The sequence below is a fragment of the Aeromonas molluscorum genome (genome assembly GCF_051376105.1).
Taxonomy (GTDB): domain Bacteria; phylum Pseudomonadota; class Gammaproteobacteria; order Enterobacterales; family Aeromonadaceae; genus Aeromonas; species Aeromonas molluscorum.
In genome coordinates this window covers 935,490-949,749 of sequence record NZ_JBPQCY010000002.1, presented here as the reverse complement: position 1 = coordinate 949,749, position 14,260 = coordinate 935,490, and the positions used below count along the sequence as shown (strand labels likewise).

Below are 14,260 nucleotides of genomic sequence, written 5' to 3'. Positions count from 1 at the left end.
GGCGAGGCAATTGGAAAGCCTGTAAAATCCGCTGATTCCGCCCGACTTCACGCCCTTTTCTCATGCATATTTGGCACGCCTTCAACGCTCTTCCTCTCTGGCACCGCAAGATGGTGCTGATCCTGACCATTCTGGTGATGATGCTGGCCGCCTGGCCCGGTGAACAGGCCGTCGCCACCCGGGTTGATGAGCATGTCGCCAATCTGGCCCGCGACGAACAGCAGGATGAACATGACCGCCTCGCCATGGAACGGACGGCCACCCCGCCCAAGGCTCCTTATGTGACCAAGCAGGTCAAGGTGCGCAGCGGTGACAACATGGGCATCATCTTCCAGCGTCTGGGCCTGCGCACGGCAGACCTGCACCTCATCGATCAGCTCAAGGCCGCCGATCCGCTGCGCATGCTCAGGCCCGGTCAGGAGTTGACCTTCAAGCTCACCCAGGAAGGCGAACTCCATAGCCTCTATTACCCCCACAGCCTGGAGCAGGCACTCAAGGTCAATCGACGGGAAGATGGCTTCGTGGCCAAAGCGGTACGCCTCGAACTCGATACCCGTGAAAACTGGGCCCAGGGCAACATCCGCTCCAGCTTCTGGGGGGCAGCCAGCGAAGCGGGCATGACCGAGGATCAGATCATGGACTTGGCCGCCATCTTCGGCTGGGACATCGACTTTGCCCAGGACCTGCAACCAGGGGACAGCTTCAGGGTGCTGTTCGAGGAGAAATTCCAGGATGATGAGCGGGTCGCCTCCGGTGATATTCTGGCCGCCGAGTTCGTCAACCAGGGCGAGATCTACCGCGCCGTGTTGAGCGAGGATGGCAACTACTACACACCGGCGGGCAAGGCGATGCGCAAGAGCTTCCTGCGCGCGCCGGTCAACTTCAAATACATCAGCTCCAACTTCAATCCGCGCCGCCTGCACCCGGTCACCGGCAAGGTTCGCCCTCATAACGGCATCGACTACGTGGCGCCGGTGGGTACCCCCATCATGGCCTCGGGGTCGGGCAGCGTGGTGGCAGCCGGTTACAACCAGTTCAACGGCAACTATGTGTTCATCAAGCACGCCGGCAACTATGTGACCAAGTACCTGCACCTCTCCAAGCGCACCGTCAACAAGGGCCAGCGGGTGAAGCAGGGACAGACCATTGGCCTGCTGGGCAGCACGGGCCGGGTCACGGGCGCCCACCTGCACTATGAATTCCTGGTCGCCGGGGTACACAAGAACCCGCGCACCCTGACTCTGCCCCAGGCGGAAACCCTCAGCGGACGCGAGCTGAGCCAGTTCAAGGTCCAGGCCCAGCAGCAACTCGCCAAGCTGGAGCGCCCAGAGACTCAGCTCGCCCTGCGCCGGAACGAATCCTGAGCCGCGCATGATCATGGTGCCTGTTCTCCCCAGGCCACAGGAGCACGCGTTGCCAGCGCCGATGAGCGACAGGCCACGGGGTTATCACAAGCAATGACAAGGAGCTCGCAGATGGCTGAACGTTACTTGGGTCTGATGTCCGGAACCAGCCTGGACGGCATAGATGCGGTGCTGATCGAGGTCGATGGCGATACTCTGCGGGTCGAGGCGGCTCTCTGTCACCCCTGGCCAGAGGCAACGGCCCGTGAACTCCATGCCCTCTGCACCCCCGGAGAGAACGAGATCGATCGCTTGGGCGTCGCCGACAACCTGGTGGCCCGTGAATTTGCCGCCGCCACTCAGGCCCTGCTCGAAAAAGCAGGGCTGGCGCCCACCGACATTCGCGCCATTGGCAGCCACGGTCAGACCATTCGCCATCGTCCGCACCTTGGCTTTACCCTGCAAATTGGCAACAGCGCCCTGTTGGCCGCCCTCAGCGGCATCGACGTCATCAGCGACTTTCGCAGCCTGGACATGGCCCTCGGCGGTCAGGGGGCGCCCCTGGTGCCCGCCTTCCATCAAGCGCTGTTTGCCAAACCCGGCGCCCTGCGGGTGGTGCTGAATCTGGGCGGCATCGCCAATATCTCGGTGCTGCCGGGCAACGCGGGCGGGGTCTATGGCTTTGATACCGGCCCGGCCAACACCCTGCTCGATGGCTGGTATCGCCGTCATCAGCCAGACGGCGGCAACTACGACGCCAGTGGCAAGTGGGCCGCCAGCGGCAAGCCTATCCCGGCCCTGCTTGATAAACTGCTCGCTCACCCCTACTTCGCAGCCTCCTGGCCCAAGAGCACGGGGCGGGAGATGTTCACCCTGGAGTGGCTAGACCACGAACTGGCGGGCAGTGCATACGCCCCGGTGGATGTACAGCGTACCCTGCAATCCCTCACCTGCCACAGCATAGCCCGCCAGCTGCCCGCGGTGGATGAGACGCAAACCAGGCCCGAGCTGTTCGTCTGCGGCGGCGGCGCCCACAACGGCCCCCTGCTGGCGGAACTGGCCACTCTGTTGCCCCACTGGCGTATCGCCAGCACGGCCGAGCTGGGGCTAGCCCCCGACTGGGTGGAAGGGGCCGCCTTTGCCTGGCTGGCGCAGCGCTTTATCCAGCGCCAACCGGGCAACCTGCCCGCCGTCACCGGCGCCAGTCGCCCAGCCGTGCTGGGCGCGCTCTATCCTGCCTGATCGATAGCCCGGATCAGACCTTCGCATCAACCATTTCGAGGCAAAGAGGGCAACCTGCCCTCCCGTGCACGGGGGCCCGCCGTCTTGCCGTCTTGGGCGCCCTCTCTCCTGCCGGAGAGCTGACACTGGGCGCCAGGCCTGAGGTACCCGCCTGACACCAACCCAGAAAGCTATTCAACGCATTTTTCAGAACGTCTGCCCCTTTCGCCTGCCTGCGCCTGATCGAAGTCATGCAGGCAGGTAAGCGGTCATCTCGCACCATTTTTATTACAAGCACCCGCGACAATTGCCCCCTATGGCATATTTATCTCGTTATCAGGCGAGACTGATATTATCAGGACCAACGTACAAGCCGCTATTCAACTGCAATAACACAGTATCGCCCATGCAATATTTTGAATTATATTCCAGCCACATCTTTACCAGCCTTTTCATGCTATGGAGCTAGCATATTTTTAACTGGCTAGATAGATCCCATAAAAGATTAAAAGTGCATATCCATGCACAATAAAATAAATTAACCGCAGAGCAGCGCATATTATTAACGCTTCATTCACAGCTCGGCCCCATCCCCATAGGAGTAAGAACCCAGTCCAGACGGGCTCGCCTGCGACACCAGACCTATTTGTTCCACCTCAACATGCTATTCACCCTGAATTGAATAGCAAAACAGCTATATTTCAGGGCGTTGAGCCATCTCATAGAAATGCGATCCCAATTTGCATCTCCCGATGGCCACTCATAGAATCGCCTCGTCTGAAATAATCAACCCCGTCCCTTCCTCTCTTATCCAATTTAGCTATTGAGTGGATTACACATAATAACCGGAAGGCACCCGCTGGCGCAGTCGCCATGGCGCACTCGGATGGGGTGAACCTGTATCTTGCGTTAACAACGAATACTAAAAAGAGGAATATCTATGAGTGGCACCATCATCAAGGCTGCAAGAAATACCACCAATGCCCCCCAGGATCTGGGCCCCTACACCCAGACGGTAGCGTTCTCTCATTACAACAATATTTCTGCCCAGCTGCCGGTCGATCCCAAGACCGGCAAGATGGTGAGTGGCGACGTCAAGGTACAGGCCAGACAGTGCCTGACCAACCTCAAGGCGATCATAGAGAGCATCGGCCACGTGATGGACGATATGGTCAAAGCCACTATCTTCCTGAAAGACATGGCGGATCTGGAAGCGGTCAACAGTGTTTATCGCGAATTCTTCCCAAGCTATCTGCCGACCCGCACCACACTCGCCGTGGCCGCCCTGCCGCTGGATGCCCAAGTGCAGATCGACGCCATCATCTCCAATGGCGAAGGCACCTTCCCGCAGGCGCCCTGCGCCCTGGTAAAACTCGCCCGCAACAGCGAAAAGGCACCGCACAACCCGCTCTCGACCCATACCGTCGCCTTCTCCCACTACAACAATATAGGCGCGCAGCTGCCGGTCGATGCCGCCTCGAGTCAGCTGGTCGCCGGTGGCATCAAGGAGCAGGCCGGTCAGTGCCTGCGCAACATCAAAACCGTGCTGGAGAGCATCGATGTGCCATTTGACGACATCGTCAAGGTAAACATCTACCTGACCAGCCTCGCGGATCTGGACGCCATCAACGAGGTCTACACCACCTTCTTCCCGGACTCCGCCATTGCCCGCGCCGTCGCCTATCTGCCGGCCCGCTCTGTGGTCAGTGCCGCCGCCCTGCCCATGGGTGCACTGGTGCAGATGGATGCGGTCATCTCCCACGGTGACGGCACACCGCCGCAACTGGTAGAAGACAGACACAATCTGGTGATCGCTGCCCGCAATACCGACAAGGCACCGCGCAGCCCGCTCCATTGCCAGACCGTCGCCTTCTCCCACTACAACCATCTCTCTGCGCAGCTGCCGATTGACCCCGCCACCGGCAAGATTCTGGCTGGCTGTGTCAAAGAGCAGACCGCCCAGTGCCTGAGCAATATCAAGGCGATTGTCGAGAGCATCGACCATGTGATGGACGATATCGTCAAGGTCAATATCCAGGTCAAAAACATCGCGGATCTGGATGCGGTCAACGCCATCTATACCCAATACTTCCCGGACTATCTGCCCGCCCGCACCGTCATTGGTGTAAGCGAGTTGCCCGCCGGCACCCTGATCCTGATGGATGCAGTACTCTCCAATGCGGAAAGCACCCCGCCGCAGGTGTAAGGCATGCTCTGAATAATAAAAAAGAGACCGGATGATGGCTGGTCTCTTTTTACATGTTTATGATTTTCATTTTTAAATAAATGCAGAGGGGCGCGAATTCAACTTCGAAGTGCAATTCCCGATTAAAAATCAGGCTGCTTTCAGAAGTTCGTCAAAAACCACCTGTGGCTGTTTAAATCCCAAGCATTTGCGCGGCCTGAAGTTCAGCCGCTTTTCGACGGCTGACAGTGCCTCTGCTGTCACCACACTCAAATCACTGCCTTTGGGCACATATTGCCGCAGCAGACCATTGCTATTCTCATTCTGTCCCCGTTCCCATGCACTGTATGGATGCGCAAAGTACACCTGCGCTTCCAGCTCTGCTGCAACACGTTCATGTTCGACAAACTCGCTACCATTGTCAGCTGTGATGGTATGGACATGTGCCTGGTAGGGTTTCAGCATGCTGATAATGGTGTCCGCCACCGCGCTGGCTGTTTTGCTGGGAACGTATTGAACCAGGTAGAGCCGGCTCTTACGCTCCAACAGACTCACTATTGCACCGCTGCCTTGCTTACCCAACACGGTATCGACTTCCCAATCTCCCACACGGCTCCGCTCATTGACTATCGCAGGGCGTTCATCAATCGATACCGGATTGGGAATGACACTGCGTTTGCTGTTCTTACCCTTGCGATAGCGTTTGTGACCCTGACGCAGATGCCGGTATAGCGTGCCACCGTTGGCCTTGTCGCGTGCCACATAGCGGTATATCCACTCGTGGCTAACCGGGCAGTTAATCATGTCTCCAACGCCACTGATTTGCTCGGGACTCCAGTCCGCGACCAGCGCCATGCAAACAAAGTCGATGGTATCAGACGGGACAGTACGCTTCTGACTCGTCAGCCGTCGTGCCGTGGCAAGTTGGTGAGCCTGCTGCGGCTGATAGGCCTGCCCAGCACAATTACGACGAAGCTCACGACTGATAGTCGATGGATGAACCCCGAGCTGTTTGGCAATGCGGGCCTGTGACAGGCCATGGTCACGGAGGCAGGCAATCTGGTATCGTAGCCCCTCGGTCAACTGCTGGTATTTCATGGTGTATCGCTTTGTTTCTTTGGCGAGAAGAAGCGTACCCTAACTGGTAGTTGACCGCCTCTCTCCTATGCACCATGGGCATTGCACTTATTATCTGAATTCACGGGCGAGATCTTTATTAATTACAATCACATCACGCCACACATCACCAACCCCAGAACAATAGTTAACTCCCAAAGATAACTGTAATGCCAGCACCGACTGCACCACCAAAAACAGAAGCTAAGAAGATAATTACCAACTCCATTGACTTACTACTTTTACTTTCAAAATAACTTATTATTTCAGCCGTTTCTGCAATAGGATAAGATGGCCAGTTATTTATTAAGCCGCTTCATGTACAGGACCTTAAGAAAAAACGTCAATTAAAACACCTTCCAAGGTCCTGTTTTGTATCGATTTTCGTTGCTTTGTCCGGCGAGCGTTTTTTGACAGAAAATCAACGGCCCATTCCAGTCGCTCCCTTATTTCGCTGATGGCTCGGTGCGCTATCGCTTCCAATATCGGCAGCCACCATGTCACACCACTCTTCGCTGCCTTGAGCGTCGATAGACCCTCTTTCATCAGTGTCTGTGCCACTCGTCGTCTTCAGCACCAGCGACAGCAGGCTGGCCCACACCAGACCCTCGGCGATCGCTTGCTGTCCCGTCACAAAACCCTTGAGGTTGTTGTGCGATTTCCACTCCTTGAACAGCAACTCGACCTGCCAGCGGCAGCGATACAGACGCATTACGCGCTCTGCTGGCCATGCATCACGTGGCAAGTTGGTCATCCAGATGCAGAATCGCTTCTCCTCGGCGAACCAGCGCCGGAGCAATCGATATTCGTATTGACCCGCTCTCACATTCATATCCAGCACTTCTGCCCGGCAGTGCCGCCGTCCTGCCTCCTTGAGTGACATGCCGGTCAGCTTGGGGACTGTTCGCCCATCATCGCGCCACGCATTGAGGATCTCTGGGTTCAAGTTCTTGCTCCCCCGCACCAGGTAAAAGCCGCCAGCCTTGTTCACCTCGGCAAAATAGGCGTGACTGATGTAACCCGCATCCGCCAGCAGCAGGCTGCCGGTCAGCACTTTGGCATCAGGAAGAAACTGGCGCTCAGACGCGGTGTCGGCAGAGAGCTGCATACAGACCGGTTTTTGCTCCAGCAGTGACATGAGCATGTGGCATTCGATGGCGGCTGGGCTGATGGTCTTGAATCGTCCGGGAAAGACAGTGGCCAAGCGTTTATGAACCGCAAAAGAGGTGCCATCCTGAAGCAACACCTGCTTGAAAGCGCCCTGGGCAACCTCAGTCACCTGCTGACCAATGCGCAGGGCGATGGCTCGCTCAACCAGGGCCTTCATAAACTGGGCAAATGCGGGTTTGCGCAACTGGTTATGAAAGGGTTTGTAGGAGACTTGATGGGCGCCAATGAGCTGCAAGCCATTGAAATGCAGATGCAAACTGGCAATGGCCGCGACTGTGTCCCCACCGAAGGCGCGTAGCAGGGAGGTGACCAGCATCCAGGGGGTAATGGTGCGCAGACGCAGGCAAAACTTGCAGAGGCGTGCAATGCGCTCGAGCTCGGCGGGAGCGAGGAGTTGATTGAGATAGTGATTGGCGTGGATAATAGTCATGGCTTCGGGCGTGGCGGTTTTGTTTGGCGATAAAATCAGATCACAAACGAAGCCTTTTTCATATCTATTTCAATTGGTTGCCGCTAAAGATCCTGTATATGAAAGCCGCTAGGACGGCAGGACGGACTCCTTGTACTCGGCAGACTGGGCGTCGAACACGTCGGTGGCCGGCAGGGAGACCACGCGCACGGCACGGCCCTTGGCGGTCAGCTGCTCATAGGCGGCCACGGCCAGCTCCACTTCGGAACCGGTGGCGATCAGGATCAGCTCCGGGGTACCGGCACAATCTTTCAGCACATAACCACCCTTGGCGGTATCGGCCAGCTGCTGGGCGCTGCGGTCCATCTGGGGCAGGTTCTGGCGGGAGAAGATCAGCGCAGTCGGGCCATCATTGCGCTCGATGGCGTGTTTCCAGGCGATGGCAGACTCTACCTGGTCACAGGGGCGCCAGGTGCTCATGTTCGGGGTCAGACGCAGGGAGGCGATCTGCTCGACCGGCTGGTGAGTCGGGCCATCTTCACCCAGACCGATGGAGTCGTGGGTGTAGACGAAGATGGCGCGCTGCTTCATCAGGGCGGCCATGCGCAGGGCGTTGCGGGCGTACTCCATGAACATCAGGAAGGTGGCGCCGTAGGGGATGAAACCACCGTGCAGGGCGATGCCGTTCATGATGGCGGACATGGCGAACTCGCGCACACCGTAGTGGATGTAGTTGCCTGCCGCGCTCTCAGGAGTGAGCGACTTGGAACCGGACCACATGGTCAGGTTGGAGGGTGCCAGATCCGCAGAGCCACCCATGAACTCAGGCAGCAGCTTGCCGAAGGCTTCCAGAGAGTTCTGGGACGCTTTACGGGTCGCAATCTTGGCCGGGTTGGCTTGCAGGGCTTCGATAATGCTGGCAGATTCAGCGGCCCAGTTGGCAGGCAGCTCACCTGTGGTTCGGCGTTTGAATTCGCTTGCCAGGGCCGGGTGAGCGGCTTCATAGGCGGCAAACTTGGCAACCCAGTCGGCTTCAAGCGCCGTGCCTTTCTCCTGGGCATTCCACTCGGCAGCGATCTCGGACGGAATAACGAAGGGTGCGTGATCCCATTTCAGGAAAGCACGAGCGGCGGCGATCTCGTCGTTGCCCAACGGCGCGCCGTGGCAATCGTGGGAGCCGGACTTGTTCGGTGAACCGTAGCCAATGATGGTGCGGCAGCAGATAAGGGTTGGCTTGCCGGTCTCGGCCTTGGCGGCTTCGATGGCGGCGTTGATCGCTTCCGGGTTGTGGCCGTCGACGGCAGGGATGACGTGCCAGCCGTAAGCTTCGAAACGCTTGGGAGTATCGTCGGTGAACCAGCCTTCAACGTGACCGTCGATGGAGATACCGTTGTCATCCCAGAATGCGATCAGTTTGCCCAGTTGCAGGGTACCTGCCAGGGAGCAAGCCTCGTGGGAGATGCCTTCCATCAGGCAACCGTCGCCCATGAAGGCGTAGGTGTAGTGATCGACGATGTCGTGACCTGGCTGGTTGAACTGCTCGGCCATGGCTTTTTCAGCGATCGCCATGCCCACGGCATTGGTGATGCCCTGACCCAGTGGGCCAGTCGTGGTCTCGATACCTGGCGCATAACCGTACTCCGGGTGACCCGGGGTGCGAGAGTGCAGTTGGCGGAAGTTTTTCAGATCCTCGATGGTGAGGTCATAACCGGAGAGATGCAGCAGGGAGTAAATCAGCATGGAGCCGTGGCCGTTAGACAGGATGAAACGGTCGCGGTCGGCCCAATTGGGGTTGTTCGGGTTGTGCTTGAGGTGGCCGCGCCACAGCACTTCGGCGATATCTGCCATTCCCATGGGGGCGCCCGGGTGACCGGAGTTGGCTTTTTGTACGGCATCCATACTCAATGCGCGAATGGCATTGGCAAGCTCTTTACGAGAAGGCATCTGTATCTCCTGCGATTGCTTCATTTGATGGCCAAGATTAAGGCGCGTTATTGTCCCAGCAGGGGGCGCGAGGTGCAAATATTATCTGGGCGAATAAAGTGGCTTTGGGAGCGCAGTCGCTTTTCTTGGCTCGGCAAACGATTCGCGTTGCGACCATTTTCAACCCTTTATGGGTAGTGTCAGCCACAGACGACACCAAACCAAAATAGTACTGGCAATCACCCTGCCCCCTCTCTAAAATAGACGTCCAGATGTAGATACCTCTACAAAGACTCTCCTTGTAAGACGTCCAGATGTAGATATCTCAAATGCAAAGACTCTCCTTTTTACCTGGTTATGGCCAAGGCGATAACCCCTAGCGTTGAGAATGCTCCCATGGCAAAGCTGTTTACTTCCGAGTCGGTCTCCGAAGGCCATCCCGATAAAATCGCCGACCAGATCTCCGATGCGGTGCTGGACGCCATCCTGGAACAGGATCCCATGGCCCGTGTCGCCTGCGAGACCCTGGTCAAGACTGGCATGGTGCTGGTCGGCGGCGAAGTAACCACTTCCGCCTGGGTTGATATCGAGCAGATCGTGCGCGATACCGTCCGTGAGATTGGTTACACCCACTCGGACATGGGTTTCGATGCCGACTCCTGCGCCGTGCTCAATGCCATCGGCAAGCAATCCCCCGACATCAACCAGGGCGTTGACCGTGCCGACCCCTATGAGCAGGGCGCCGGTGATCAGGGCCTGATGTTCGGCTATGCCACCAACGAGACCGAGGTGCTGATGCCAGCACCCATCACCTACTCTCACCTGTTGGTGAAACGTCAGGCGCAAGTGCGCAAGAATGGCACCCTGCCCTGGCTGCGTCCGGATGCCAAGAGCCAGCTCACTTTCGCCTATGACAGCGAAGGCAAGATCCTTGGCGTCGATGCCGTGGTGCTCTCCACCCAGCATTGCGACTCCATCAGCCACGCCGACCTGGTCGAAGCGGTGCGCGAGGAGATCATCAAGCCGGTACTGCCCGCCGAGTGGATCAGCAAGAACACCAAGTTCTTCATCAACCCGACCGGCCGTTTCGTTATCGGCGGCCCCATGGGTGACTGCGGTCTGACCGGTCGCAAGATCATCGTCGATACCTACGGCGGCATGGCCCGTCACGGTGGTGGCGCCTTCTCCGGCAAGGATCCCTCCAAGGTGGATCGCTCCGCCGCCTACGCCGCTCGCTATGTCGCCAAAAACATAGTGGCCGCAGGTCTGGCCGATCGCTGTGAACTGCAAGTCTCCTACGCCATCGGCGTGGCCGAGCCGACCTCCATCAGCGTCGAAACCTTCGGCACCGCCAAGGTCTCCGAGGAGCTGCTGGTCACGCTGGTACGCGAGCACTTCGAACTGCGACCCTACGGCCTCATCGAGATGCTGGATCTCAAGCGTCCCATCTTCAAGGCAACCGCTGCCTATGGCCACTTCGGTCGCGAAGAGTTCCCCTGGGAGCGTACCGACAAGGCCGAGCTGCTGCGCGCCGCCGCTGGCCTCTAAGCCAGCTCGTCAGGCTGCCTGTGGCAAGAAAGGGGGGGCTCAGGCTCCCCTTTTTCATGGCCGGGATCCGGGTGAACAGGCCCCTTGCCTGCTTTTCGTCAGCATGAGCAAGAGGTAGACTGCCCCCTTTCGCTCACCTGTATGAACAGCCTTCAATCGACCATGTCAGCACTCACTCTCCCCCAGATGCAGCAGATCCTGACCGAACGGGTCCAGCTCTGTTTCAGTCAGGCCGAACAGACACTCGCTCGCCAATTCCCGCGCCCGCAGATCCATTGCAATATGCGTGGCCGGGCGGCGGGAGCCGCGCGCCTGCAGACCTGGGAGCTGCGCTTCAACCCGGCGTTGTTTGCCGCCAATCAGCAGGCTTTCCTCGATGAGGTGGTGCCCCACGAGGTGGCGCACTTGCTGGTGCATGCCCTGTGGGGCGCTGGCCGAGGCAAGGCGCGAGTGCTGCCCCACGGCCGCCAGTGGCAATCAGTGATGCGAGAAGTGTTCAATCTGGAACCCAGAACCACCCACAGCTTCGATCTCGCCGTGCTCGCCCAGCCGAGCGTGACCTACGCCTGTGCCTGTCAGCAACATCAGCTCTCCATCCGCCGCCATAACAAGGTGACCCGTGGGGAGGCCAATTATCATTGCCGACGCTGTAAGCAGGTGCTCACTCGCCCCTGAATCAAATACTGCCCCCCATGCCTGGGTGCGCCGCCAACCTCAGTCTCCGTATCCCTTAAGGAACCTCATGTCTCGTTTCGCCTCGTTCATCCTGCTTGCCCTTTTCATGGCCCTGCCGCTGCAAGCCCAGACATTTCGCGCCGCCAAGCAGGATCTCAATCGCCTCTATCAATCCCATCCCACCAGCTTCTACTGCGGCTGCGACATCGACTATCAGGGCAAGCAGATGAGCCCGGATCTGGCCAGCTGTGGCTATGAGCCACGCAAACAGGCCAAGCGCGCCGCCCGCATCGAGTGGGAGCATGTGGTGCCCGCCTGGGAGTTCGGCCATCAGCTGCAGTGCTGGCAGGAGGGAGGCCGCAAAAACTGCGGCAAGAGCGACGAGTTCAACCAGATGGAGGGGGATATGCACAACCTCTTCCCCGCCATCGGCGAGGTGAATGGCGATCGCGCCAACTATCGCTTCTCCGACTGGAATGGCAAGCCGAGCCAGTATGGCCAATGCCAGATGCTGGTGGATTTCAAGGCGCGCCGGGTGCAGCCGCCCAAGGGGCCGGTACGGGGTCAGATAGCCCGCGCCTACCTCTATATGAGCAAACAACACGGGCTGCGTCTGGCCGCGCAACAGCGTAAACTGTTCGAAGCGTGGGACAGGCAGTATCCGGCAGATAGCTGGGAGTGCGAGCGAAATCGCCGCATCGGCAAGCTGCAGGGCAACACCAATCCCTTCATTGAAAAGCAGTGCCAATGACACCATGTAAGGCAGCAGGCGCCGCCTTGCCCCCTGACAGGAGCGGGATGAGAGCCATCCCGCTCCTTGAGCCAGCCAAGAGACAGACACTTAGCCATGCGCATTCCACGTATCTATGAACCCATGCCTTTGGGCGTCGGCCAGACCCTCGCCCTGTCGGAAGACGGTGCCAATCACATCGGCCGGGTACTGCGTATGCAAGCCGGTCAGGCCCTGGAGCTGTTCAACGGCGATGGCCAGCAGTATCAAGCCCTCATCACCCACGTCGGCAAAAAGTCGGTCGAGGTGAATATTGAGAGTGCCCAGACCCTCTCGGTCGAGTCGCCCCTGGCCATTCACCTGGGTCAGGTGATCAGCCGTGGCGACAAGATGGACTTCACCATCCAGAAATCGGTGGAGCTTGGCGTCACCTGCATCACCCCGCTCTTCTCCGAGCGCTGCGGCGTCAAACTGCCCGCCGATCGCCTCGAGAAGAAACGAGAGCAGTGGCAGAAGGTGGTGATCAGTGCCTGCGAGCAGTGCGGCCGCAACACCGTGCCCATGGTTCGCATGCCCATGGAGCTGGACGACTGGCTGGCGGAGCAGACCCTTGAGCTCAAGCTCAACCTGCACCCGCGCGCCGAGTACAGCATCAGCACACTGCCGGTGCCTGAGCATGGGGTACGGCTGTTGATAGGTCCCGAGGGGGGCTTGTCCAGTGATGAGATAGCGCGCACAGTGACCCATGATTTCAAGGAGATGCTGTTAGGCCCTCGGGTGCTGCGCACCGAGACTGCGGCCCTGACCGTCATCACGGCACTGCAGTGCCGATTCGGCGACTTAGCTTGAGATAACAGAACCCCTGCCAGTCCATGGGGCGGCAGTGGCTATTTCAGCAATCTCGCCTGACATACCGAGGGTCGATCAGGCTTTGCTCATCGACCCTAACAACTAATCGAGCCACAGAAGGAATTCCGGATGACCATCAAACTTGGCATCGTGATGGACCCCATCTCGACCATCAACATCAAGAAAGACTCCAGTTTTGCCATGCTGCTGGAAGCCCAGCGTCGCGGCTATGAGCTTTTCTATCTGGAGATGGCCGATCTCTACATGGAAGCCGGCCGCGCCTTTGGTACCATGCGCCCGCTCACCGTGGAGCAGAATCCGGCCAAGTGGTATGAACTGGGTGAGGTGGTCGATCAGCCGCTCAGCGAGCTCGATGTGATACTGATGCGCAAGGATCCCCCGTTCGACACCGAGTTCATCTACGCCACCTACATGCTGGAGCGGGCCGAAGATGAGGGCAGCCTCATCGTCAACAAGCCCCAGAGCCTGCGCGATGCCAACGAGAAGCTCTACACCGCCTGGTTTGCCGAGCATACCCCCACCACCCTGGTCACTCGTAGATCCGACAAGCTGCGCGCCTTCCACGCCGAGCACAAAGACGTGATCCTGAAGCCTCTGGACGGCATGGGTGGCGCCTCCATCTTCCGCATGAAAGAAGATGACGCCAACGTTGGGGTCATCATCGAGACTCTCACTGCTCACGGGGAGCAGTACTGCATGGCACAGACTTATCTGCCCGCCATCAAGCAGGGCGACAAACGGGTGCTGGTGGTCGATGGCGAACCCGTGCCTTACTGCCTGGCACGCATCCCGGCCCAAGGGGAGACCCGTGGCAACCTGGCGGCCGGTGGCCGCGGCGAGGCGCGCCCCTTGAGCGAGGCAGACTGGGCCATCGCCCGCGCGGTCGGCCCCACCCTGAAAGAGAAGGGGCTCATTTTTGTGGGCCTCGACATCATCGGCGATCGACTGACCGAGATTAACGTCACCAGCCCGACCTGCATCCGTGAGATAGAGGCCGCCTTTGACGTCTCCGTCACCGGCATGCTGATGGATGCCATCGAGCGCCGTCTGACCCGCTGATAGCCCAGACT

General features: G+C 58.7%; 9 protein-coding genes and 2 pseudogenes. 8 read left to right on the top strand and 3 right to left on the bottom strand.

The features are described 5' to 3' along the window. Window positions 1-62 precede the first annotated feature (62 nt). The 3 genes from ACSMDR_RS15040 to ACSMDR_RS15030 all read left to right on the top strand — a co-directional run bounded on the left by ACSMDR_RS15040 (window position 63) and on the right by ACSMDR_RS15030 (window position 4,770). The gene (locus tag ACSMDR_RS15040; protein ID WP_436468769.1) at window positions 63-1,364 is read left to right on the top strand and encodes a peptidoglycan DD-metalloendopeptidase family protein; all 1,302 of its coding nucleotides are present in this window, start codon (window positions 63-65) and stop codon (window positions 1,362-1,364) included. A 111-nt stretch (window positions 1,365-1,475) separates the two neighbouring features. Next, on the top strand, window positions 1,476-2,585 hold the full coding sequence (locus ACSMDR_RS15035; RefSeq protein ID WP_436468768.1) for an anhydro-N-acetylmuramic acid kinase: 1,110 nt from the start codon (window positions 1,476-1,478) through the stop codon (window positions 2,583-2,585). A gap of 919 nt (window positions 2,586-3,504) precedes the next feature. Further along, window positions 3,505-4,770 (top strand): RidA family protein, encoded by a 1,266-nt coding sequence (locus tag ACSMDR_RS15030; protein ID WP_436468767.1) that lies wholly within the window; start codon window positions 3,505-3,507, stop codon window positions 4,768-4,770. A gap of 129 nt (window positions 4,771-4,899) precedes the next feature. Here ACSMDR_RS15030 and ACSMDR_RS15025 read toward each other — a convergent pair whose 3' ends face one another. The 3 genes and pseudogenes from ACSMDR_RS15025 to tkt all read right to left on the bottom strand — a co-directional run. Continuing rightward, entirely contained in the window at window positions 4,900-5,847 is a 948-nt protein-coding gene (locus tag ACSMDR_RS15025) for an IS30-like element ISAeca1 family transposase (protein WP_012564931.1), read from the bottom strand. A 348-nt stretch (window positions 5,848-6,195) separates the two neighbouring features. Then, window positions 6,196-7,465: pseudogene (locus tag ACSMDR_RS15020) on the bottom strand (IS4 family transposase). Window positions 7,466-7,576: 111 nt separating this feature from the next. Next, a pseudogene (gene tkt, locus ACSMDR_RS15015) lies at window positions 7,577-9,388 on the bottom strand (transketolase); the annotation flags it as partial. Between the two features lie 375 nt (window positions 9,389-9,763). Between tkt and metK the strand changes: the two are divergent. From metK to gshB, 5 genes are all read left to right on the top strand, one after another. Then, on the top strand, window positions 9,764-10,915 hold the full coding sequence (gene metK / locus ACSMDR_RS15010) for a methionine adenosyltransferase (protein WP_005893287.1): 1,152 nt from the start codon (window positions 9,764-9,766) through the stop codon (window positions 10,913-10,915). Window positions 10,916-11,077: 162 nt separating this feature from the next. Further along, window positions 11,078-11,590 carry a SprT family zinc-dependent metalloprotease gene (locus tag ACSMDR_RS15005; protein WP_005906345.1) on the top strand — a complete coding sequence of 171 codons (513 nt, stop codon included), beginning with the start codon at window positions 11,078-11,080 and terminating at the stop codon, window positions 11,588-11,590. Between the two features lie 67 nt (window positions 11,591-11,657). Then, window positions 11,658-12,341: an endonuclease gene (locus ACSMDR_RS15000; protein WP_005906347.1), complete on the top strand. Its 684-nt coding sequence runs from the start codon at window positions 11,658-11,660 to the stop codon at window positions 12,339-12,341. Window positions 12,342-12,437: 96 nt separating this feature from the next. Further along, a complete protein-coding gene (gene rsmE / locus ACSMDR_RS14995) occupies window positions 12,438-13,169 on the top strand; it encodes a 16S rRNA (uracil(1498)-N(3))-methyltransferase (RefSeq protein WP_005906349.1) in 732 nt (243 codons plus the stop codon). Window positions 13,170-13,298: 129 nt separating this feature from the next. Beyond that, window positions 13,299-14,249, top strand: a complete 951-nt coding sequence (gene gshB / locus ACSMDR_RS14990; protein ID WP_436468766.1) for a glutathione synthase — start codon at window positions 13,299-13,301, stop codon at window positions 14,247-14,249. Window positions 14,250-14,260 lie beyond the last annotated feature (11 nt).